At 72.6% G+C, this 23,023-nt stretch carries 17 protein-coding genes; 10 read left to right on the plus strand and 7 right to left on the minus strand.

What is annotated here, in order from left to right:
- Positions 1-17: 17 nt before the first annotated feature.
- On the minus strand, positions 18-1,007 hold the full coding sequence (locus ACZ6W9_RS15145) for a CPBP family intramembrane glutamic endopeptidase (protein ID WP_470118174.1): 990 nt from the start codon (positions 1,005-1,007) through the stop codon (positions 18-20).
- Positions 1,008-1,414: 407 nt separating this feature from the next.
- Between ACZ6W9_RS15145 and ACZ6W9_RS15150 the strand changes: the two genes are divergently transcribed.
- A complete protein-coding gene (locus ACZ6W9_RS15150) occupies positions 1,415-2,650 on the plus strand; it encodes an RNA-guided endonuclease InsQ/TnpB family protein (RefSeq protein WP_389963481.1) in 1,236 nt (411 codons plus the stop codon).
- Here the strand turns inward: ACZ6W9_RS15150 and ACZ6W9_RS15155 are convergent.
- Both ACZ6W9_RS15155 and ACZ6W9_RS15160 read right to left on the minus strand, forming a co-directional pair.
- Positions 2,633-3,439 carry an alpha/beta fold hydrolase gene (locus ACZ6W9_RS15155; protein WP_389963484.1) on the minus strand — a complete coding sequence of 269 codons (807 nt, stop codon included), beginning with the start codon at positions 3,437-3,439 and terminating at the stop codon, positions 2,633-2,635. The two genes, ACZ6W9_RS15150 and ACZ6W9_RS15155, sit on opposite strands and share 18 nt — an antisense overlap.
- 542 nt (positions 3,440-3,981) lie before the next feature.
- Entirely contained in the window at positions 3,982-5,232 is a 1,251-nt protein-coding gene (locus ACZ6W9_RS15160) for a GNAT family N-acetyltransferase (RefSeq protein ID WP_389963487.1), read from the minus strand.
- Positions 5,233-5,425: 193 nt separating this feature from the next.
- Between ACZ6W9_RS15160 and ACZ6W9_RS15165 the strand changes: the two genes are divergently transcribed.
- Positions 5,426-6,451 (plus strand): glucose-1-phosphate thymidylyltransferase, encoded by a 1,026-nt coding sequence (locus ACZ6W9_RS15165; RefSeq protein WP_389963490.1) that lies wholly within the window; start codon positions 5,426-5,428, stop codon positions 6,449-6,451.
- A gap of 356 nt (positions 6,452-6,807) precedes the next feature.
- On the opposite strand, the gene ACZ6W9_RS15170 is transcribed toward ACZ6W9_RS15165, so the two are convergent.
- Entirely contained in the window at positions 6,808-7,218 is a 411-nt protein-coding gene (locus ACZ6W9_RS15170) for an SgcJ/EcaC family oxidoreductase (RefSeq protein WP_362941950.1), read from the minus strand.
- 554 nt (positions 7,219-7,772) lie between these two features.
- On the opposite strand from ACZ6W9_RS15170, the gene ACZ6W9_RS15175 reads away from it, so the two are divergent.
- Positions 7,773-8,774, plus strand: a complete 1,002-nt coding sequence (locus ACZ6W9_RS15175) for a prephenate dehydrogenase (protein ID WP_470118178.1) — start codon at positions 7,773-7,775, stop codon at positions 8,772-8,774.
- A gap of 289 nt (positions 8,775-9,063) precedes the next feature.
- Positions 9,064-10,248 (plus strand): acyl-CoA dehydrogenase family protein, encoded by a 1,185-nt coding sequence (locus tag ACZ6W9_RS15180; RefSeq protein ID WP_389963498.1) that lies wholly within the window; start codon positions 9,064-9,066, stop codon positions 10,246-10,248.
- A gap of 323 nt (positions 10,249-10,571) precedes the next feature.
- Here the strand turns inward: ACZ6W9_RS15180 and ACZ6W9_RS15185 are convergent, their stop codons facing one another.
- The 3 genes from ACZ6W9_RS15185 to ACZ6W9_RS15195 all read right to left on the minus strand — a co-directional run bounded on the left by ACZ6W9_RS15185 (position 10,572) and on the right by ACZ6W9_RS15195 (position 14,775).
- Positions 10,572-10,844 (minus strand): phosphopantetheine-binding protein, encoded by a 273-nt coding sequence (locus ACZ6W9_RS15185; RefSeq protein ID WP_389963501.1) that lies wholly within the window; start codon positions 10,842-10,844, stop codon positions 10,572-10,574.
- A 212-nt stretch (positions 10,845-11,056) separates the two neighbouring features.
- Positions 11,057-14,140, minus strand: a complete 3,084-nt coding sequence (locus ACZ6W9_RS15190; protein WP_389963504.1) for an AfsR/SARP family transcriptional regulator — start codon at positions 14,138-14,140, stop codon at positions 11,057-11,059.
- A 365-nt stretch (positions 14,141-14,505) separates the two neighbouring features.
- Entirely contained in the window at positions 14,506-14,775 is a 270-nt protein-coding gene (locus ACZ6W9_RS15195; RefSeq protein ID WP_389963507.1) for a hypothetical protein, read from the minus strand.
- A 309-nt stretch (positions 14,776-15,084) separates the two neighbouring features.
- Here ACZ6W9_RS15195 and ACZ6W9_RS15200 point away from each other — a divergent pair, with 309 nt between their 5' ends.
- The 6 genes from ACZ6W9_RS15200 (at position 15,085) to ACZ6W9_RS15225 (ending at position 22,798) form a co-directional block, all read left to right on the plus strand.
- Positions 15,085-15,423 (plus strand): hydroxyisourate hydrolase, encoded by a 339-nt coding sequence (locus tag ACZ6W9_RS15200; protein ID WP_362941931.1) that lies wholly within the window; start codon positions 15,085-15,087, stop codon positions 15,421-15,423.
- A gap of 54 nt (positions 15,424-15,477) precedes the next feature.
- The gene (locus ACZ6W9_RS15205; RefSeq protein WP_470118182.1) at positions 15,478-17,358 is read left to right on the plus strand and encodes a 2-isopropylmalate synthase; all 1,881 of its coding nucleotides are present in this window, start codon (positions 15,478-15,480) and stop codon (positions 17,356-17,358) included.
- An 85-nt stretch (positions 17,359-17,443) separates the two neighbouring features.
- Positions 17,444-20,227, plus strand: a complete 2,784-nt coding sequence (locus ACZ6W9_RS15210; RefSeq protein ID WP_389963514.1) for a helix-turn-helix transcriptional regulator — start codon at positions 17,444-17,446, stop codon at positions 20,225-20,227.
- A gap of 109 nt (positions 20,228-20,336) precedes the next feature.
- On the plus strand, positions 20,337-20,615 hold the full coding sequence (locus tag ACZ6W9_RS15215; protein WP_389963517.1) for an acyl-CoA carboxylase epsilon subunit: 279 nt from the start codon (positions 20,337-20,339) through the stop codon (positions 20,613-20,615).
- Positions 20,616-20,772: 157 nt separating this feature from the next.
- Complete coding sequence (locus tag ACZ6W9_RS15220; protein WP_389963520.1) at positions 20,773-21,630, plus strand: hypothetical protein; 858 nt, start codon at positions 20,773-20,775, stop codon at positions 21,628-21,630.
- Positions 21,631-21,808: 178 nt separating this feature from the next.
- Positions 21,809-22,798, plus strand: coding sequence for a DUF1702 family protein (locus tag ACZ6W9_RS15225; RefSeq protein WP_389963523.1), 990 nt, complete (start codon positions 21,809-21,811; stop codon positions 22,796-22,798).
- The last annotated feature ends 225 nt before the right edge of the window (positions 22,799-23,023 follow it).

The raw sequence follows: 23,023 nt of genomic DNA on the forward strand, positions 1-23,023 counted from the left end.
ACCCGACGGCCGGACCGTCAACGGCCGGGGCCGTGGACGACGTGCCCCGCGCCGGTCGGATCGACGGCCAAGGAGTCTCCGGCTCCGTCGGCGGGCTCCGGCGTGGGCTCCTCGGCCGGACGGTAACCGAGGCGGCCACGGGTCGCGGCGAGCAGTACGATCGCCGCCGTGGCGGCCGCGAGCAGGGTGACGCGGCTCCCCTGCTCGGCGGTGTCGATCGACGGGAACATCGCCCCGTAGACCATCGACATGAAGTTGTTGACGCTGACGTGCAGCAGCATGACCAGAGGCAGGCTCTGTCCGGTCCGGTTGAACACCCAGGTGACGACCACGCTGAAGGTGCAGCAGAAGGCGATGAACTCGCCGACTCTCATCAGGGTGACGTCCGGCCATCCGCCCCACTCGCTCAGATAAAGCGGTAGATGCCAGACGCCCCACAGCGGGCCGAGGAGGGCGGTGGCGCCCAGCGGGCCGAACCTGCGCTGCATGCGGGGCAGCGCGAAGTCACGCCAGCCGGGCTCCTCGGCCAGACCGGTGGTGACCATCTGGAGCAGCAGGCCGGGCACGTAGGCGATCAGCACGGCGACGGGTGGCATGCGGACGTCCTCGCCGTAGAGGGCCGAGGCGGCGACGATGAGGGCGACGGGGACGGCGAGGACCGAGATGAGATACCAGACCCAGCTGACCCGCCACTTGGTCATCCCCCGTATCCACCGGCGGACGCCTTCCCTGCCGCCCGTGACCCTGGTCACGATGTAGGCGGAGAAGATGGGGCCGAGATAGGCGCCGGGGAGCATCCCGGTGAGCTGCGAGGTGCCGAGCACCTCCGGGAAGCGGAAGTTCCAGACTCCGAGGCCGGTCGCCGAGAGGATGTAGGGCACCCAGGCCACCCAGCTCATCAGGTTGGCCAGTGTGAAAAAGCTGATCAACGGATGGCGGCGGATGAAGCCCCGGAGCCCGCTCTCACCGGTGGAGCGCGCGGCCTCAGGCCGGCTGTCGACTGTCATTTCACTTTCTCCTGGAAGAGCGTTTGACTGACAGTGATCAGCACATCAGCCGGGGGCCCTCCCGGTCGCTCCCGCGTGCACCCCAATGGGGGTACAGCCTGGGGTACCGAGGGAGACGACGGCCAGGTCGGAGCGGGGGCCGGGCATGACGACGGCCGCCGGGAGGAAACGCCTTCCCGGCGGCCGTCACGGTGGACCCCCCGATCGCGGCGGCCGGGCCGTACCCGTCACGAACGGGTCGTACGGCGGGCGGCCGGGCCGTGGGGGACCGGTGTTCAGCGCTATCTAGTGAGGAGCCCCGGGCGTTCACACGCGGGAGGAATCGCCGCGCTCTGGCCGGATCCGGCCGGGTCTGGCATCGGGCTTTTCCCGGACGCGGGCAGGGGCCGGTCGCTACTGTGTTCGAGGTGAAGCTGGTGGTGCAGGTCAAGCTCCTGCCGACGCCCGCGCAGGCGGCGGCCCTGGCGGCGACCCTGCACGCGGTCAACGCCGCCGCCACCGCCGTCTCCCGCACTGCGCATCGGACGAGCACGTTCGGTGTCTACGACCTGCGCCGACGCACTTACGGCGACCTGCGCGCCGATGGGCTGTCGGCGCAGACCGCCCAGCACGTCATCAAGAAGGTCACCGACGCCTATGCCGCCCTGCGCGGCCTGATCCGCACCGGACGGCTGAAGGGTAAGCGCCCGAGCAAGGCCGAGAGCACACCCATCGCGTTCCGGCCCGAGGCCGCCCACCCCTTTGACGACCGGTGCCTGTCCTGGCGCATCGACGCCCGCACCATCTCTATCTGGACGGTGCACGGCCGGATCAAGGACCTCGCCTTCACCGGCTCGACCGCCCAGCTCACGACGCTCGCCGCCCACCGGCGGGGTGAGTCGGATCTGGTGTGCCGGGGCGGCATGTGGTTCCTGATCGCCACCTGTGAGGTGCCCGAAGCGCCGCTCAACACCACCCCGGCCGGGTGGATCGGGGTGGACCGAGGCATCGTGAACCTGGCGACCACCAGCGACGGCGTCAACCACAGCGGCCGAGAGCTGAACCGCTACCGGCGGCGCATGGCCCGCCTCCGGGCCGAACTGCAGGCCAAGGGCACCAAGTCCGCGCGGCGCAAGCTCAAGCGGCGCGCCGGGCGGGAATCCCGGCACGCCGCCCAGGTAAATCACAAGATCGCCGACGAGATCGTGGCCGATGCGCAACGCACCGGGCGCGGCATCGCCGTCGAAGATCTGGCGGGGATCCGTGAGCGGGTACGGTTCTGGCCATCCCAGCGGGCCACGCTCTCGTCCTGGCCGTTCCACCAGATGGGCGAGTTCCTGTCCTACAAGGGCCGCCGCGCAGGCGTGCCGTACACGGCGGTGGATCCGGCCTACACCTCCCAGACGTGTCCGGTGCCCTGGTGCGGGTCTGTCTGCCGGGGCAACCGTCCCACCCGGGACGCCTTCTCTTGTCGGTCGTGCGGGTTCGCTGGGCCCGCCGATCACATCGCCGCCCTCAACGTCGCACGACGGGCCGGGGTGGCGTGGGTGTTCGTCAACGCGCCCAACGATCCCGCCGTGGAAAGCGGGGTCAGTGCGTCCCGCGCCTGCCAGCCAGGCAGGCGCGAGAGGCGCAAGCCCAGGGCATCAGCCCTGGGTCGTTGACCTGGCCTTGAAGAACTCCGCGACCGCGGGGGCGAGGACCTCGGGGGAGGCGTCGTGCGCCTGGCCCTCCAGGATGCGGTGCTCGCCGTTGGACAGCTTGTCGGCGACGGCGGCGCCGGCCTTGCCCATCCAGGGGGCGCTGTTCTCACCGGTCAGGACGAGCGTGGGGGTGTCGACGCCGGACAGCCGCTCGGCGGGCAGCTGGTTGCCCGGGCCGACGACCGCGGCCTCGTAGACGAGGGTGTGCGCGACGGCCTCCATGCCCTCCCAGTAGGGGGACTGGCGCATCTGGTCCACCATCTCGGCGGGGACCTCGGCGGCCTCGGTCATGAAGCGCGCGACCACGTCGCCGCGACGGCCCTCCGAGATGAGGGAGGCGAGCTGGGCCTCGAAGTCCTGGGGGACCGGCGCGCGGCTCTCGTCGACGATGTAGGGCGGCTCGTACACGGCGAGCTTGGTGATCGCGAGCCCGTGGGCCGCGGCCTCCAGGGCGAGCGCCCCGCCGGAGGAGCCGCCGAACACCATCGCCTCGCCGCCGGCGTGCTTGATGATCGCCTCGAGGTCCTCGATCTCCCGCTCGACCGCGTACGGCTGCGTGTCGCCGCTGCCGCCGCGTCCCCGGCGGTCGTAGTTGTACACGGTGAAACCAGCGGGGGCGAGAGCGTCGGCCATACCCGTCCAGATCGGGTGGGAGCGGTCGCTGAACCCACCCTGCACCAGGATGACCGCGGGCCCTTCACCGGACCGGTCGAAAGCGATGGTGGTGCCGTCTGCTGACGTTACGTCCATGGTGAATCTCTCTGTGTAGTGGATATGGACAGTTGTTCGGTCGTGCCCCACCGGGTCTCGCGCGACGGCGACCTGCGCCGGCCCCGCGGGAAAAGGCAGACCCGGTGGAACCAACCTGCACCACCCGTGACCCGGCTGGCATCTCCGAGGATGCTATTCCGGCGGACCGACAATTCCGCGGTCCGGCCGGAGAACGGCCGCTCCGGGCGCTCCACCGCGTTTCCCGAATCCGAGACCTTTCAACCACTGATAACATTTTTAAGGCATTTATCGCCTTATGTGAATTTATGTATCGATCGCGTATTTTGGCGTGGTTTCACGGCGCGGACCCGCGCCCGCACGGCGTGGACGGCCCGGCTCCTGACGCATCCGTACGGCGAGGCGCCCCGGATCCCGCCGCGCGCGTACGACGGGCCGGAACCGGCCCCTCATGCCCGTACGGCGGGCCGGCGCCGTGCGCCCGCCCGCCGTACGCCCGCCACGCGAACCCGCTGAGCGGCCGAGCAGCCGATCAGCGAGCCCGCCGAGCCCGCCGAGCCCGATCAGAAGAGCTCGAAGGCGGAGGGGGAGCGGTGCCAGCCGAAGGCCGGACCGGCGGCGGCCAGCGCGCCCGGGGTCAGCTCCCGGACCAGCCCGGTACCCGCCAGCGTCCGGATCGACGTCCCGCCCATGTAGAGGGCGCCCAGCGCGCGGATGTCGCAGGCCAGGTCGGCGGGGTCGGAGGTGGGGACGCAGGTGGCCGAGTCCGGCGAGCCGGTCAGCCGCCACCGGCCGGTGTTGACCGGCATGAACTCGTCGGTCACGTCGATCACGACGTCCACGGGCGCGGCGTACCGGCGCGACTCCAGGGCCTTGGCGACGTCCACGACGCGGATCCACAGCGCGTCGCACAGGTGCGCCGCGAGCTGCCGCGGCTCGCCGACCCAGTAGAACAGCGGCTCGTCGACCGAGCACGACCACGTCGTGACCGAGCGGGTGAGGTCCACCGTGAGCAGGAACCGCCACAGCGCGTCGTACGCCTCGGGGGTCGTGGAGACCTGCTCCACCAGCTCGACCTGCCCGATCGGGCCGTTGCCGGTCCAGTTGCTGCGCACCCGCCACAGGGCGTAGCCGTCGACGCCGCCGTCGCCCTCGTGCAGGACGACCCGCAGCGCCGAGGCGCCGGCCCGCATCGACATGGTGTCGGCCAGCCGGTAGTCCCAGTGGGCCTCGGTCCGCTCCGACCAGCCGGGCTGCTCGGCGTACACCTGGTCGTAGACCTTGACGAGGGCCTCACGCAGGTCGGCCGGAGTGCCCTCGACGATCCTGCCCTGACCCTTGCCGGGCGGCAGGGTGACCTCGCGGGAGTTCACGTTGAGCCCGATCCGGCGGATCGACAGGCCGTAGCCGAAGCGGTGGTAGATGCGCGCCTCACTGGCCCAGCACAGGGTGATGGCCTCGCCGAGGGCACGGGCGTCCTCGAAGTGCCGGCGCATCATCTTGGTCAGCAGGCCCTGACGGCGGGCGCCGGCGGAGACGGCGCCGCGGCAGCCGTGGGCGGCGGGGATGACCGCTCCGGGGACGGCGATCTGCCGGGTGTTGCACCCCAGCGTGCCGACGACCCGGCCGCCGCTCCGCGCGACCAGCGAACGGTCGGGCTCGAAGAGCTCGCGCTCGGTCTCGCGGCTCTGCGGGTCGCCGTCGATGTTGATGCCCGCGGAGAACGTCGCGTAGATGTCGTCCCAGTCCTCGTGGGTCGGGACCTCGATCGTGATGTCGTCGGCCACGGCTTCCCCAAGGTCGTTGCTCTTCATTTAGTAGCCTCCGGATTGCCACACTCGGGTTTTCGACCGGATTACGGTGAACGGCGTTCGCCCTCGTATCCTCACACCGCCTCATGGGCGGAACATCTCCTGAAATGCGGGACCACCGGCCCGCCGGCGCCCGCGGGGGAAGTCGGCAAAAGCAGAGAAGGGCGTTTACCGGGGGGCTGTAAGAATGAGCCGCATGAAGGCCCTGGTGCTGTCCGGCGGGTCTGGCACCCGCCTGCGTCCTTTCAGTTACTCCATGCCGAAGCAGCTCATCCCGATCGCGAACAAGCCGGTCCTGGAGCACGTGCTGGAGAACATCCGCGACCTCGGCGTCACCGAGGTCGGCGTCATCGTCGGAGGCTGGGCGGCCGAGATCGCCGGAGTGATCGGCGACGGGTCGAGACTGGGGGTGCGCGTCACCTACATCCGGCAGGACCGGCCGCTGGGCCTGGCGCACTGCGTGGCGCTGGCCCGTCCGTTCCTCGGCGACGACGACTTCGTGATGTACCTCGGCGACAACATGCTGCCCGACGGCGTGGAGGCCATCGCCGCGGAGTTCCGGGCCGGCCGGCCCGCGGCGCAGGTCGCGGTGCACCGGGTCGCCGACCCGCGGGCCTTCGGGGTCGTGGAGATGGACCGGGACGGCGAGGTCCGGCGGCTGGTGGAGAAACCCTCGCAGCCCCGCAGCGACCTGGCCATGATCGGCGTCTACTTCTTCACCGCCCGGATCCACGAGGCGGTCGCCGCGATCCGGCCCGGGGCCCGCGGCGAGCTGGAGATCACCGACGCGATCCAGTGGCTGGTCGACCAGGGCTCGACGGTCAGGGCCAGCGAGTACCGGGGCTACTGGAAGGACACCGGCCGGGCCGAGGACGTGCTGGAGTGCAACCGGCGGCTGCTCGCCGAGCTGGGCGACAGGGTCGTGCTGGGTCCCGGGGCGCGGGTGGTGCGGTCGGTGATCGAGGGACCGGCCATCATCGGGGCGAACACCCTGATCGAGGACTGCCACCTCGGGCCCGACGTCTCCATCGGCCAGGACTGCGTGCTGCGCCGTACGCGGCTGGCCGACTCGATCGTGCTGGACGGCGCGACGATCTCCGAGGTCCCGGGCCTGTACGGGTCGATGATCGGGCGTTCGGCCGTCGTCATGCCGGCCGACCGGGAGAAGGTCCAGCACCGGCTGCTGGTCGGCGATCACACGCGGGTCGAACTGGTCGCCTGACGGCCCGGTACGGCGGGCGGCGACCGTACGGCGGGCGGCGACCGTACGACGGGCGGGGAGGCGGCGGGAAGGCGGTCCGGCGGCCGGTCTCCCGGACGCCGGGAGGACACGGACGCCGGGAAGACGCCGATACCGGGAGAACACAGACACCGGGAGGACACAGACACCGGGAGGACACAGACACCGGGAGGACACAGACACCGGGAGGACACAGACACCGGAAAGACGCCGATACCGGGAAGACGCGAAGGGCCGGGCATGGAGAAGGGGGACCTCCACGGGGAGGTCCCCCTTCTCATCCGGCGTCCGGGCCGCCCGCCGTCCGCGGTCAGGCGGCGACGGCGGCCGGGCGGTGGTCAGACGGCGTTCGCCGGAGCGTTGTGATAGGCGGTGAGCAGCCACCGGCCGTCCTGCTTGGCCAGGACCCACGTGGCGTGGACCGCGCGCTCCGGCGCGGGCTGGGTCTCATCGCCCACCAGGGCGCCGCCCCGCGTCACGAGGATGGCGCCGTCGGCGCCGGTGAACCGCACCGAGATCGGCTCGCCGGCCACCCGGGTGCCCCGGAGGGGACCGGCGTAGGCCCCGGCCATGTAGCCGCGGATCCCATCGCGGCCGGAGACGAAGACCCCGGGCAGGACCATGGTGGCGTCCTCGGTGAAGACCTCGGCGAAGGCGTCGGCGTCGTTGGCGGCCCACGCGGCGATGATGCGCTTGGGCACCTCGCTGACGGCCGTGATGTCGTCGGTGATGGTCGGTGATGCGCTCATGCTGGCGTTCCCTCACTCGATGGCTGGGGCAGGGCAGGCCCGGCGGGTCGGCGGAGGGAAGGGGATCGCCCCGCGACCTCGCGGGCCCGCACATTCGCATCGTGGTCGCCCGGTGCCGGAAGGCGCACCTTTCGGCGTGCGGTGTCCGCTTTCCGGGCGTCTTCGCGGTGACCGGAAAGGCGGCGACGGCCGTGGACGGGGAATTCCGGCGAGCCGGGAACGCGCTGGTGGCAGGGACGGGAACCCGGAAGAACCGGAAAGAAGGGAAAAGGACTTCGACGGCCCGCTCGGGGCGCTGGCAGGAAGTTGCCGGTGACCGGCACCTTGCTGAGGGCTCCGTCCCTGGAACGCCGGGGGCGGCCCCGGAAGACTGACGATGCGGCCGATGACGTCCGCTTCCGGACGTCTCCGCGCCTGGAACGCCGGGTGCGACGCCGCAGGGCCGCCGATGCGGCCGATGACCGCGCCGCTCCCGGCGCCTCCGCGGCGGTTCCCGGACGTTCCCGAGGCGATCCCGGCCGCCCCCGCGCCGGAGCGCACCCCATGGAGGATTGATGATCTCGACGGAGATCGGCCGTGCCGCGGTTCTCGGCTGCGGCCTGATCGGAGCATCGGTGGCGCTCGCGCTGCGCCGTACGGGGGTCCACGTCACCCTGTCCGACCGCGACCCGTACGCGGTGCGCAAGGCCGAGCGGATGGGCGCGGGAACGGCGTCGGCCCACGGTGACCGCCCCGCCGACGTGGTGATCATCGCCACCCCGCCGTCCACGGTCCCCGGCGTGCTGCGCGAGGCCCAGGACCGCGGGCTGGGCCGGGTCTACACCGACGTCGCGAGCACGAAGGCCGGGATCCTCGCCGAGGCCGAGGCCGCCGGCTGCGACGTCTCCGTCTACGTGCCGGGGCATCCGATGGCGGGCGGGGAGTCGTCGGGGCCGGGGGCGGCGCGCGCCGACCTGTTCGCCGGCCGCCGGTGGGCGCTGTGCCCGCATCCGGCGACGCGGCCGGAGGCGGTGCGCCTGGTGACGGAGATGGTGGCGCTGTGCGGGGCCGAGCACCGGCTGATCCGCCCGGACGCCCACGACCGGGTCACCGCCGCGGTCTCCCACGTGCCGCACCTGATGGCGTCGGCGCTGGCGGCGAGGTTCGCGGGGGCCGACGAGACCACGCTCGCGCTGGCGGGCCAGGGCCTGCGGGACGTCACCCGGATCGCGGGCGGTTCCCCCGACCTGTGGTGCGACATCCTGCGGCAGAACGCCGGACCGATCGCCGAGGTGCTCGACGCGGTGGTCCGGGATCTGGCCGAGGTCGCGTCCGCGCTCCGGGAGGCGTCCTCCGGCGCGGCCATGACGTCCGGCTCACCGGAGCTGTCCGATGCGACCATGATGTCCGGTGTATCCGGGACATCCGGCGTGATCATGGCATCCGGTACGCCCGGGATATCCAGTGCGCTCGCCGACCTGCTCGTCCGGGGCAACCGCGGCCGGGCCCTCCTCGCGGACGCGCGTCCGGCCGGGGCGGCGGGCAGGCAGCTCGCGGCGCCGAAGGCGGCGGCCTGACCCGTTTCCCTGTCCCCCGCGATTTCCGCACCTCCCGGAGGGGGCCCTGCTCCCGTGATCCCACCCGATGAACCGCCCCTCGCTCCACGGGTGCCGACAACCGCACTCATGAAGGTGCCGCGGCCGTACGCGGATGCGACATTCGTGAGGAGATCACCGGCGGGCGCCTCCCGGTCCGTGTTTCCCGGAGCTTCCCGGACGACAGGACGAGCGTGCCGGCCTTGTACGCGTCGCGAGCCGGAGGCCGGGGAGCGGTCTTCCGGGGCTCGTCGACGACGACTAGGAGGAAATGGTGCTGACGACCGATGTCCCGGCGCGGGAAGAACTCGTTCGCCGCGCGTCCGAACTGCTGCCGGTGCTGCGGAAGAACGCGGCCTGGTCGGAGGAGAACCGTCGGCTTCACGACGAGTCGATCGAGGCCCTGGCCGAGGCCGGCGTCTTCAAGCTGAGGGTGCCCGCCCGCTACGGCGGCTACGAGGCCGACACCCGCACCCTCGTCGAGGTCGCCGCCGAGCTGGCCAAGGCCGACGGCTCCACCGCGTGGACGGCGTCCGTCTACTGGATCCCCACCTGGATGACCTGCATGTTCCCCGACGCGGTCCAGGACGAGGTGTTCTCCACGCCCGACGTCCGGGTGTGCGGGACGCTGAGCCCGAGCGCCATGGCCACCCCGGTGGAGGGCGGCGTGGTCGTCAACGGCCGCTGGGGCTTCGTCAGCGGCGCCCTGCACAGCCACTGGCAGGAGATCGTCGCCATCCAGGCCGGTCCGGGCGTCGAGCCGATGCCGATCATGGCGCTGGTCCCGATGTCGGACCTGGAGATCGTGGACGACTGGCACACCGCGGGCCTGAAGGGCACCGGCAGCGTCAGCACCGTCGCCAAGGACGTCTTCATTCCCGCCGAGCGCGTCCTGCCCCTGCCCGCGGTGCTCGCCGGGCAGTACGCCTCGGAGCTGAACGCCGCCTCCCCGATCTACCGCGTCCCGCTGCTGCCGGTCGCCTCGGCCTCCTCGGTCGGCACCGCGGTCGGCCTGGCGAAGGCCGCCCAGGAGGCGTTCTTCCAGCGGCTCCCCGACCGGAAGATCACCTACACCGGGTACGCCAGCCAGCGTGAGGCGCCCCTGACGCACCTCCAGGTCGCCGAGGCGGCCATGAAGGTCGACGAGGCCGAGTTCCACGCGGGCCGGCTGGCCGGCCTGGTGGACGGCAAGGGCGTCAGCGGCGAGCAGTGGACGCTGGAGGAGCGGGTCAAGGCCCGCGCGGACATGGGGGCGGTGTGCCGCCTCGCCAAGGAGGCCGTGGACATCTACGCCACGGCCAGCGGAGGGTCGTCGATCTACAGCCACATGCCGATCCAGCGGATCGCCCGCGACATCAGCGCCATGAACCTGCACGCCCTGATGCACCCGAACACCAACGCCGAGCTGTACGGCCGCATCCTCTGCGGCCTGGAGCCCGACACCTTCTATATCTGAGAGACGTCCGGCCCCCGGTTCGTCCGCGGCGCCCCGGCCCCAGGGCCGGGGCGCCGCGCCGCGTCCGGGGGCCCTCGCCGGGAAATCGAGGGGCCTCGCCAGGGAATCGGGGGTCTTCGCCGGGAAAACCGGGAGCCGGAGGATCCCGGATTCCGGGAAACGCGGCCGGCCTCCCGGCCGGGAAACCGCAGAACCCCGGAAACGGGAGAAGCGGCTCCCCGTACCGGGCGGAGAACCGGTGAGTCCGGGAACGACGAAGGCCGTTCCTTTCCGAAGGGTTCTCGGAAAGGAACGGCCTTCCGCCGTGTCCGTGCCCGGGACCGCTAGACCGCGGCGACCTCGGCCTGGCCGGCGACCTTCCGGACCAGCGCCTCCAGGTTGGGGTCCTCCTCGAAGATGTCGCCCACGTCGACGGAGACGCCGAGCTCCTCCTCGATCCGGGACACCAGGCGGACCGCCGAGATCGACTCCCCCTCGAGGTCGAAGAACGTGGCGTCCTCCATCCCGTCCGGCACGTCGAGCACGTGCTTCCAGATCTCCGCGACCCTGCCCTCGATGACCGAGAGGCTGAGCTCGCCGGGACGATTGCCATTCATCCGGGTTCCTCCCATCGCCAGACAAACGTCAATGGCGGCGTGTGAGCAGATCCGCGATCCGCGCAGGTCCGTAGGTCGATTCCTGTTTCCTCATCATCACGGCGCGGCGATCCGGGCGCATCTCCGAGAATGCGAGCGAGACGGCCCGGACGGCGTCACGAGAAAAGCGGGGAAGCGGAAAAGCGGGGAAGCGGGGAAGACGCCCGGCGGCATCACCTGAGGGTCCGCGCGGCGCCCCCCGGGTGCTTCACACCCAGTCGCTCGCGGATGCTCCGCCCGACCGGCACATCGAGCCGCTCGGCCAGTTCCAGGGCCCTGGCCCGCGCCTCGTCGGCCTCGACGCCGGCGCCGGAGGCGCGCAACGCCTCGCTCAGCAGGGCGAGCGCCTCGGCCTCCTGGAGGGGGATCTGCATCCCGCGGAACAGTGAGGCGGACCTGCGCAGGTGGACGGCGGCCTGCTCCGGGTCGCCGGCCACCATGGCCAGCTCGCCCAGCCCGGCGAGCACCTGCGCCTCGGCGAGCCGGTGGCGGGAGCTGCCTGCCGGTTCCAGTGCCTGGTTCAGCATGGCGTCCGCCTCCGCGATGCGCCCCTGACGCAGCCGGGCGATGCCCAGGCCGTGCAGGCTGAACGCCTCGCCCGTGGAGTCGCCGATCTCCCGCACCACCGTCAGCGCCTCCTCGAACGCGCCCGCCGCCAGGCCGAACTCGGACGTCCGGAGGTGGGCCAGGCCCATGCGGTGCAGCACCTGGGCGGTCACCCTGCGGTCGCCCCCGGACTTGCTGAGCGTCAGGGCCTCGGCGAGCATCCTCTTCGCGCCCTCGGGGTCGTCGCAGTCGAGGCGGATCTGGGCGAGGCTGTGCATCGTCTGCGCGGCGGCGGCGTCGTCGCCGACGGAGCGGAAGATCTGCAGCGCCTTCTCGTAGTCCTCCTCGGCGGCCTCGAGGCGGCCGTTCATACGTTCCATGGTCGCGATGCTGCGGACGGCCAGGGCGGTCCGCCGCTCGTCGCCGACGGCCTGGAAGAGCTCGACCGCCGCCTCGAACTCGCGCCGCGCGTCGCCGAAGCGCTGCTCGTTGAACGACAGCGAGCCGGCGGTGTACAGGATCTCCGCCTGGCCGCGCTTGTCGCCGGTGCCGCGGGCGGCCTCCAGGGCGATCTCGTGGGTCTCGCGCCAGTCGTCGAGGTAGACCCGCGACTCGAAGAACGTGGCGGCGGTCGTCGCGATGCGCCAGCACAGCTCCCCGAAACCAGCCTGCGCCGCCTGGCGGATGCCGTACACCAGGAGCGGGCGCTCGCGCTCGAACCACGCGATCGGTTCGGTGACGAGCTGCCGGACCAGCTCGTCGGGCAGGACCTGGGGGATCTCCGTCTCGTCGGAGATCAGCGGACAGGTCCCGAACTCGCGGCACCGGGCCGCGTCGACGAGGAGGAGCAGCCCGCTCAGCAGCCGGCCGAGGGCGGCGCTGCGTTCGGCGGCCGTCTCCTCGGCGGCGAGGCGTTCCCGGGCGAACACCCGGACGAGGTCGTGGAAGCGGTACTGGGTGTGCACGCCCCGCCCGGTGCCGACGACCTCGACGAGCTGGGCCTCGGCCAGGTCGTCCAGCAGGTCCTGCGCGTCGAGGAGCGGCCGCTTCAGCAGGGCCGCGCCGGCCCACCCCGAGAAGACGTGGGAGTCGAGGATCGCCAGCCGCCGGAACAGCCGGCGCGCCTCCTCGCTGATGCCCTCGTAGGTCAGGGAGAGGCTGGCGCGGATCCCCATCTCGCCGTGCATCAGCTCGTCGAGCCTGCGGGTCTCGTCACGCAGCCGGCCCACCAGCTGCCCGACGCTCCAGTGCGGGCGCGCGGCGAGGCGGGCGCCGGCGATGCGCAGCGCCAGCGGCAGGTGCCCGCACAGCTCGGCGAGCGCCGCGGCGGAGTCGGCTTCGGACCGCACGCGGTCGGTCCCGGCCACGTGGGAGAGCAGGTCCACCGAATGGGCCGAGTCGAAGAGGTCCACGTCGACGTGGGTGACGCCGGCCAGCCCGGCGAGCCGGCTCCGGCTGGTGATGATGACGGCCGACGCGGGGTTGCCGGGCAGCAGCGGCAGGACCTGGCTCTCGCTGCCCACGTCGTCCAGCACGATCAGCATCCTGCGGTCGGCCAGCATCGTCCGGTACGTCTCGGCCCGCTCCTCCAGCCCGTCGGGCAGGGCGGTGCCGGGTATGCCGAGGGCGCGCAGGAACCTTTCGAGCACCTGCAGCGGGCTGACCGGGCGGGACACGCCGCTGTGCAGGTTGGCGAAGAGCTGGCCGTCGGGGAAGTGCTCCATGACGCTGTGCGCGGCGTGGACCGCGACGCTGGTCTTGCCGATCCCGGCCCGGCCGGTGATCGCGACGATGGGTACGGCGAAGCGCGCCGCGCCGTCCGAGGCGACGGTCAGCCGCCTGCGGATGGCCTCCACCTGCTCGGCGCGGCCGACGAAGTCGGCGATGCCGGCCGGGAGCATGCCCGGCACCGCCGGGGCGGGGGCCTGCGGCTCGGCCGTGGCCCGCACGGGGGCCTGGGGGGCGTCGAGGCTCTCGTCGGAGGTGAGGATCGCGTGTTCGAGCTGCTGCAGCCGTTCGTTGGGCTCGATGCCCAGCTCGTCGATCATGGTGCGCCGGGCGTCGCGGTAGACCTGGAGCGCCTCGGCCTGCCGGCCCGAGCGGTACAGCGCCGTCATGAGCTGGCCGAGGAGCCGTTCGCGCAGCGGGTACTCCTCCACGAGCCGGGTGAGCTCGCCCACCAGCTCGTGGTGGCGGCCGAGGTCGAGCTCCAGCTGGAGGCAGTCCTCGTTGGAGGTGATCCGCTGCTCGGCGAGGCGGGTCGCGACCGACTGCACCAGCCGGCTGTCGATGCCCTCCAGAGCCGGTCCCCGCCACAGCGCGAGCGCCTCGCGGTAGTTCCTGACGGCCTCCTCGGGCTCGCCGTCGTCACGGGCGCGGCGGGCCCGCAGGACGAGGTTCTCGAAGCGGCACGCGTCTATCTGCTCGTCGTCGGCCCGCAGCGCGTACCCCTGCGACCTCGTCACGATCACCTCTTCGCCGCCGTGGCCGGCGAAGAGCCGCCTCAGCGCCGAGATGCAGATCTGCACCTGGGCCCGTGACGTGGCGGGCGGGTCGTCCCCGTAGATGGCCTCCATGAGCCGGCCCGTGGCCACCGTACGGTTGGCGTCCAGGAGGAGGACCGCCAGAACGGTCTGCTGCCGGACTCCACCGAGGTCCACACGTCGCCCCCCGGCGGTGACTTCGAGCGCTCCCAGAACGCGAAACTCCACGCGCATCTCCTTGAAGAAACTTCCGTCCCCCGGCGTGGTGGAACCTCCACGCTTTACCGCCTTGCGGAGTACGGGAAGTGGCGGACCTCCCGAGGCCGGCTTTCCTGGTCACAGGAAGTTTACGTAAAGCATGGTCCGGGAACGCCAGGGGTTCTGCGCGGTGTGTTCCAAGATCGGCACGCTAACGCCACCTTGTTCGCGATTGTACGCTCTGTCCGTTTCGTGAGTGGATGGTACATCGCTGAATGGGAGGTTGCCAGGCGAACCGCCTGCTCTCCGGCAATTCCCCTTGTCAACCAGGTGAAAAAACACGGAACGGCCGGGGGTTCGCGTCCCCGGCCGTTCCGTGTCAGATGGTGTGCCTGTCAGCCCCAGGGGTTGCAGCACAGGGGGCGGTGGGTGACGGGCGGCGGGGGGACGGGGGTGTCGGAGGCGTTCGCGGCCATGCCGGTGACGGTGACGCCCGCGAGGGCGATGACGATCGAGAAACCCAGTCGCACGACGGTCTTGCTGATCTTGCCGCTCATCTCTACCTCCGTGGTCGTGGCGGCGTCGCCGTAGACGCCGTTCCTGACACCGATGACGCTCGCACGGCCCGCCATCGAGTCCCTATCGCTTCCCTTAGCGTCAGGCATATCCCCAGTTGAGGATGTATTCAAGGGGTTTCGGCGTGCTCGAATGGTGATTAGGGTCAGCGGTTCGGGGCTGTCGGCCGGCCCCGGTCCGGCCATCCACCGCCGGGAGTCGCGGCGGGCGGATGGCGGGCGGATGGCGGACGCATGACGGGCCGATAAGCGGGCGAAGGTGAACCGATAGCGCGGTCCGCGAATCTTGGACGAAGCCCAGGCGGAGCCGGCGCTCGCAGCGGCGCCGTCTGGGCGGCCAAGGCGAAAGCGCCGAACCGGGCCGCCCGTGGACGGGCCCGTTGGACAGGTGACGGTGAGATGGGTATTGCTATTCAGACACTGGACAGTGTCTACGGCCGACCGGCCGCCAGCGTCAGGGTCCGGCTGGAGTGCTCCGAGGGCGGCCACTGGAATCCCGACGCCAAAGCCGAAACCGACCACGAGGGCTGCATCCGGGACTGGAGCGGCCGCCGTTTCGAACGCGGGGTTTACCGCCTCGTCTTCGAAAGCGACCGGTACTTCGTCGGCCTCGGGCTCACCGCCGCCTATTCGGAGATAGTCGTTCTCTTCCGCATGCACGACGAGACCGACTCCTACCAGATCCAGGTCCAGCTCTCGCCGTACTCCTATTCGGCGTATTTCGGCTCGGCCGGCTGACGGGTGTCAGCGCCCCCCAGGCACACCAGGTTCACGCAGGTAAGGGTTCCGACAGTGAATATCGGACGATACACCGCATTCCCCCAGGTTCCCCTGAACGGTCGCAGGTGGCCGGACGCCACCGTCACCGCCGCGCCCCGCTGGCTCTCCACCGACCTGCGGGACGGCAACCAGGCGCTGGCGGCCCCCATGACCCCGGCGCGCAAGCTGGCGATGTTCGACCTGCTGGTGCGCATGGGATACAAGGAGATCGAGGTCGGCTTCCCCGCCGCCAGCCGCGACGACCACGACTTCGTCCGGATGCTCATCGAGGACGACCTCGTCCCCGACGACGTCCGCGTCTCGGTGCTCGTCCAGGCCCGCGAGGAGCTGATCGAACGCACCGCGGAGAGCCTGGCGGGGGCGCGGCGCGCCACCGTCCACCTCTACAACGCGACGTCGCCGTGGTTCCGCAGCCGGGTGTTCGGCATGGACCGCGACGAGTGCAAGGACCTCGCCGTACGGGGCACCCGGCTGGTGACGAAGTACGCCGAACGCTTCCTGGACGGCTGCGACCTGGGCTTCCAGTACTCTCCCGAGCACTTCGCCGACACCGAGCCGGAGTTCTCGCTGGAGGTCTGCGAGGCCGTCATGGACGTGTGGCAGCCCGGCCCGGGGCGGGAGATCATCCTGAACTTCCCCACGACGGTCGAGCGGTCCACCCCCAACGTCTTCGCCGACCAGATCGAGTGGATGCACCGCAACCTGTCGCGGCGCGAGCACCTGTGCCTCTCGGTCCACCCGCACAACGACCGGGGCACCGGCGTCGCCGCCGCCGAGCTGGCCGTGCTGGCCGGGGCCCAGCGGATCGAGGGCTGCCTGTTCGGCAACGGGGAACGGGCCGGCAACGTGTGCCTGGTGACCCTCGGGCTGAACCTGCTCACCCAGGGCGTCGACCCCGGCGTCGACTTCCGCGACCTCGACCGCGTCCGGCGCACGGTCGAGGGGTGCACCGGGATACCGGTCCACCCCCGCCACCCCTACGGCGGCGACCTCGTCTACACCGCTTTCTCCGGCTCCCACCAGGACGCCATCAACAAGGGCTTCGACGCCCTGGAGCGGGAGGCCGCCGAGGCGGGCGCCGAGCCGGCCGGGCTGCCGTGGCGCCTGCCGTACCTGCCGCTGGACCCGCAGGACGTGGGGCGGACCTACGAGGCCATCGTGCGGATCAACAGCCAGTCCGGCAAGGGCGGCCTGGCCTACGTCATGAGCGCCCGGCACGGGCTGAACCTGCCCCGCGGGCTGCGGGTGGAGTTCGCCCGGACGGTGCAGGCGCTGGCCGACGCCGAGGGCGGGGAGATCGCCCCCGACCGGCTGCGGGAGTGCTTCGAGCGCGAGTACGTCATCGGCGCGGCGGACGGGCCCGGCGCGACGGCCCCGGCCGGGGCCGCCGTCTCCGTCACGGCCCCGGGCGGCGTCCCGGCGGCCGTCGTCCTGCACGTCGACGGCGGCGGGTTCGACGCCGGCCGGGACCGGACCGACGCGGTGCGGGCCGTACGCGCCGAGCTCGCCCGGCTGGGGCTGCGGGTGCGCGCCGTACACCACACCGGTCCGGCGGGCGGGACCGGCGGGGTCGGCGGGGTCGGCGGGGTCACGGTCTACGCCGAGCTCCAGGCGGGCGGGACGGTCTTCTGGGGGGCCGGGACCGGACCGGACCTGCGGGCCGCCGCGCTGTCGGCCGCCGCCTCCGCCGCCGCCAGGGCGCGGAGGGGACGGGCGTCCCGTACGGAGGTCCCGGCGTCCCCCGCCGCGCCTCCCGCGCCTCCCGCACCGGAGGCCGTGGCACCCGCAACACCCGCGGCACCCGCGGAGGAGGCGGCGACGCTCACCTGGACGAGGAACACGCGGACGAGGAGCACGCGGGCGAGGAGCACGCGGACGACGGCGGGACGGTGACGACCGGCGAGCGGTGACCGGCCGGATGACGGCGCGACGAGACGCAAGAGCCCCGGTGAGGGCTCAGACGAGGAGGGAGACGGAGATGAAACTGGTCGAGCGGGAGGAGGAGCTGGCCTGCCTGCAGGCCCTCCTCGACAGCGCGGTGCTGGGCAGGGGCAAGGTGGCGCTGGTCGGCGGCGCCGTCGCGACGGGCAAGAGCGCGTTGCTGCACGTGTTCGCCGAACAGGCCATCGAGCGGGGCGCGCTGGCCGTCACCGCGACGGGCTCCCGCATGGAGCGGGACCTGCCCCTGGGCGTGCTCGGCCAGCTCATCCAGGACGCGCCGCTGGTCCCCGAGGAGCGCGACCGGGCGCTGGCGCTGCTGAGCGAGGGCGCGCGCACCGTGCTCGCGGAGGAGCCGGGGGACACCGGCGGCCGGCAGATCGACGCCCAGACCGTCCACGTCCTGTGCACCGTCCTGCTGGAGCTGTCGGAGCGGTACCCGCTCATGATCATCGTCGATGACGTGCACCACGCCGACCGCGCCTCCCTGCTCTGCCTGGCGTACCTGGCGCGGCGGGTACGGCTCGCCCGCATCGTGATGGTGTTCGGCCACGCCGACCACGGCCGCTGGGCCGACGGCTTCTTCCAGACCGAGCTGGTCCGCCAGCCGCACTGCCGCCGCATCCAGCTCACCCGGCTGTCACGGGCCGGGGTGGCGGCCCTCGTCGAGGAGGAGACGGGCCGGGAGACGGCCGAACGGCTCGCCGACGAGTGGTACGCCCTCAGCGGCGGCAACCCCCTGCTGACCACCGCCCTGGCCGACGACTACCGGCAGCTCGCCCGGTCCGCCGGTGAGGAGCCGCCGGACGGGATCACCGCTGGCGACCACTACGGCCAGGCCGTGCTGTCGTGCCTGCAGCGCGGCCACGAGCAGACCATGCGGGTGGCCCGGGGCCTGGCGATCCTCGGTGAGCCCGAGACGCTCGACCGGCTGCTCGGCCTGCCCGGCCCCGACGTCGGCAGGGAACTGCACTCCCTGAGCGCCGCCGGGCTGCTCACCCTCGGCAGGTTCCGGCACGACGCCGTCCGCGAGGCCGTCCTCGCCGGGACGGACGCCCGGGAGCGGGCGGACCTGCACCGCCGGGCCGCGGAGCTGGGCTACGACCTGGGCTCCTCCCCGGCGGTGATCGCGGGACACCTGCTGCTGGCCGGCCGGGTCGAGGCCCCCTGGGTCGTGCCGATCCTGGAGGAGGCCGCCAGGAGCGCCCTGCGCAACGGGCAGGTGGAGACGGCGGTCGACTACCTGCGCATGGCCTGGCGCGAGTGCGCCGACGAGACCCAGCGCGCGAAGATCATGACGATGCTGGTGCGCGCCGAGTGGCGGATCAACCCCGCCGCGCCGACCGGGCATCTCGCCGAGCTGACCGAGGCGATGAACCGGGGCAGCCTGCGCGGCGTCGACGCCGTCGTGCTCGCCCGGGCGCTGCTGTGGTACGGCCGCTTCGACGACGCGCGCGACGTGCTCGAACAGCTCAACCGGCCGGGCGCCGGGGCGGACCCCGAGACGGTCGCCGAGCTGGTGGTGAGCCAGCTGTGGCTGCGGGCCACCCATCCGCCCTTCCTCGACCGGCTGCGGCACCTCGCCGGCGACCGGGGCCTGGCGACCATGGTCTCGGTGTCGGTCAGCCGGCGGCTGGAGTCGGCGCTCGCGCTCGCCGAGGTCCTCACCCGGGGCCCGCGCGAGGAGGACATGGACGCCGTCGAGCGGATCCTGGAGGACTCCCGCCTGGACGAGATGACGCTCGACACCGTCGAGAACTCGCTGCTGGCCCTCACCTACGCGGGCCGCTGCGAGCGGGTGGCCCCCTGGTGCGACCTGTTCAGCGTCGAGGCGTCGTCCCGGCAGGCGCCGAGCCGCCAGGCCCGCCTCGCCGCGATCCGCGCCGAGATCGCCGTCCGCCAGGGCGACATGTCCGCCGCCGAGCACCACGCGCGCCTGGCCCTGGACATCATCCCGGTGAGCAGCTGGGGCGTCGCCATCGGCGGGCCGCTGAGCAGCCTGATCCTCGCTCTCACCGCGATGGGCAAGTACGACGCGGTGCGCGAGTACCTGGACCGGCCGGTGCCCGAGGCGATGTTCCAGACCCGCTACGGCCTGCACTACCTGCACGCCCGGGGCCGCCACAGCCTGGCCACCGACTACTTCGCGCTGGCGCTGCGCGACTTCCAGCGGTGCGGCGACCTGATGGCCGCCTGGAACCTCGACACGCCCGGCCTGATCCCCTGGCGGGCCGACGCCGCCGAGGCGTGCCTGCGGATGGGCCAGGCGGACGAGGCCCGGCAGCTCGTCCAGGCGCAGCTCGACCTGTGCGGCCCCGGCGCGACCAGGGGCCGGGGCGCCGCGCTCCGGCTGCTGGCCGCCGTCTCCGAGCTGCGCCGCCGTCCCCCGCTGCTGCGCCAGGCGACCGAGTACCTCCAGGCCGCGGGGGACAGGTACGAGCTGGCCCGCGCGCTGTTCGACCTGGTCGAGGTCTACGAGGCGCTCGGCGAGCACCGCCGCGCCAAGACGATCGCCGGGCGGGCGCGGGCCGTGGCCCTGGAGTGCCACGCCCAGCCGCTGGCCAGGACTCTGTCGCGCGCCGACGACCCCGGCGCGCCGCCGGCCCTGCCCGCCGGGGACATGATCGGCATGCTGAGCGACGCCGAGCGGCGGGTCGCCGCCCTGGCCGCGGCCGGATACACCAACCGGGAGATCGCCGCGAAGCTCTACATCACGATCAGCACGGTCGAGCAGCACCTCACCCGCACCTACCGCAAGCTCAACATCAGCCGCCGCGCCGACCTGCCGCTCGTCCTGGAGTTCGGCGACCAGCTCGTCGTCTGAGACTCCTCCCGGGCCCGTCCGGACCCCGAAATCCGCCGGGCCCGGGAGGGCACTCCCGAAGGTGCGCGCCGCCGTCGCCGGGTGCGACGGTCGTAGCCGGAGGTGTGCCGTGGAGGAGAACCCGGTCCTGACCGTCGTGCGGGGCAACCCGACGGCGGAGGAGCTCGCAGTGGTCGTCGCGGTCCTCACCGCGCGGGCCGCGGCCGCGGCGGCGGCGGCCGCGGAGCTCGCCGAGCTCGCTGAGATCACTACGGCAGGCCGTCCCCGGAGCGCCTGGAACGCCGAACCGGCCTGGAGCGCCGGGACGATCTGGGACGCCGGCTCCGCCTGGAGCGTCTGGGCCGCCTGGAACGCCGGGGCGGTCCGGCCCGCCGCGGCCTCCCGCTGACCCGCCGGTCCTCGTACGCCGTCCTCCCGTACGCCGGTCCCCGTACGTCGGTCCATGCACGCGTGCTGCCGCGGCCCCGGCCGGTGCGCCCGGTCGTTCCGATGGGAAAATCCCGATCCGCGGTCCGATCTGTGATCGTTCCGGTTGAATACGCCCCATGAGCGATCTGGCGACCGTCCTCTCGGCCTGGCTGGACGGGCAGTCGACCACCGGCATGGACCTGTACGGGATCAGGATGCTGGCGGTCGGCCGGTTCGGGAAGGGGCTCCTGTTCCTCGCGGGACTCTCCGTCGGCCTGGACCTGCTGGATCCCGACAAGGTCAGGGAGCGCGGCGAGGCGAGCGGAGAACGCGCCGAGCGCACCCTCGCCCGCGGCCGGCGCCGACGCGACGTGGCACGGCTGGCCGCGCTGCACAAGGCCGTCACCGAGGACATGGTCACCGTGTGGTCGGTGTCGGCGGACGACATCAACGGCCCGATCAGCGGCCTCTCCGTCCACCGCACGCCTCCCGGCCGGGTGCCCGAGGGACTCGACGTCACGCTGGAGACCTACCGAAGCTTCCACCGCGCGGTCATCGGCGAGCTGCCCGCCCACACCGAGAACGAGTACACGCACGCGAAGCGCCGCGCCGCCGAGTTCCTGGGGGACCACCTCGGTGGCCCCGACCGCGCGCTGTTCGCCGAGGCGGAACGGGCCGACGGCGCCGAGGGCTGCGCCGTGGCCGCCCTGGCCGCCGTGTTCGTCACGCTGGTGTCCGTCGTCGTCGCCCTCAGGACGAGCCCCGCGGCCGTGCCGTGGGCGGCCGCGGCGATGCTCACCGCGGCCGTCCTGCTCCTGCTCGCCCTCTCCACCGTGTCGCGCCTGACGGTCGCCGCCGCCTGGCGGTGGTTCCTCGGGCGGGCGCTGCGGCGGCTCGCCGCCACGCTGCGGAGCGCCCGGCCGTTCCACGGGTTCCGGAAGGCGGCCTTCGCACTCTTCTTCGCCGGGAGCATCCTCGACATGCTCGCCTCCTGACCCTCTTCCTCCTTCTCCGCCCGTGCGGACCGTCCCCGCGTCCGCGGGCCCCGCATTCTGTGAAAAGCCCGAGCGGGCCGCCGGTCGCATCCTGAGTGGTGTGCGCGGGGCGTTCCCCCGCACGCCGGGACGCCCGCGGCGGCGGTCCCGGGTCTCCGGGTGGTCTGAGGAGAGCGCCATGTCGACATTCTTCGGCTCGTTCCGCCGGTTGCTGCTGGCGCCGTCCCTGGCGGACGTGACGTTCGCGGTGCGCGGCTTCCCAGGCGCGTCGTCGCCGGCGGCCGAACGGCTGGAGGCGATCCCGCAGTCCGTCGTGTGCGGCTTCGAGTGGGGCATCGACGCGCGGAACCAGTGGGAGGTGGAGCGGCGGCTGGGCATGATCGACGTGGAGCTGCGCGGTTTCGCCTACGAGGGCGCCACGATGGCGCTGACCGTCCTCGACGCGATGGGCGGGGGCCGCGGCCACCGTACCCGCGACCTGCTGCTCGGGCCCGGCCGCCCGCACATCTTCCTCACCTACATCGGCATCGGCTTCGCCATGGCGCGGCTGCCCCGGCCGCTGTGGAAGAAGGTCGTCCCCGACCTGGGCGAGACGCCGTACCACCCGACGATGAGCTGGCTGGCGGTGGACGGCTACGGCTTCGACCGGGCCTACTTCGACACCCGGCGCTGGGTGGACGAGCAGCGGGTGCCCGCCCCCTACGCCTGGGAGGGGTCGCCCGGCTACTTCAACCGGGCCGTCGACCAGGGCATCGGCCGCGCCCTGTGGTTCATCCACGGCGCGCGGACGACGGACGTCTCCGCCGCGGTGCGCCGCTTCGCCGCCGGCCGCCAGGCCGACCTGTGGAGCGGCGTCGGCCTGGCGGCGACGTTCGCCGGCGGCTGCGGGACCGAGGCGCTGGCGGCGATGGGGGCGGAGGCCGGCGAGCACCGGGCCGAGCTGGCCCTGGGCGCGGTCTTCGCGGTCAAGGCCCGGGACCACGCCGGGTTCGTCCCCGAGCACACCGCGGCCGCCACCGCCGCGCTGACCGGCCTGGCGGTCGCCGACGCCGTCGCGCTCGCCGACGACACCGCCGTCGATCCCCACGGTTCCGGCCCGGTTCCGCAGTACGAGGTGTGGCGGCGGCGGATCCACGCCCGCTTCGCGCCGGACCGCGTCGGGCGCTGAACCCGGGCCCGGTGGCCCGGAGCACCGCACCCGGGCCCTCGTGCCCGGAGCACCGGATCCGGGCCACCGGGCCGGGATCGCCGGACCGCCGGGGCGCCGCGATCCCGGCCGCCGGGCGCCGGTCCGCCGGGCCCCATCGCCCGGCCGTGACGCCCGGTGAATTCATCGCGCCATTCATGAATGGTCCGACCGGCTGTTTTTCCGATCGCCGGAAAATGTCGCGCG

Source organism: Streptosporangium sp. NPDC053982, assembly GCF_055585205.1.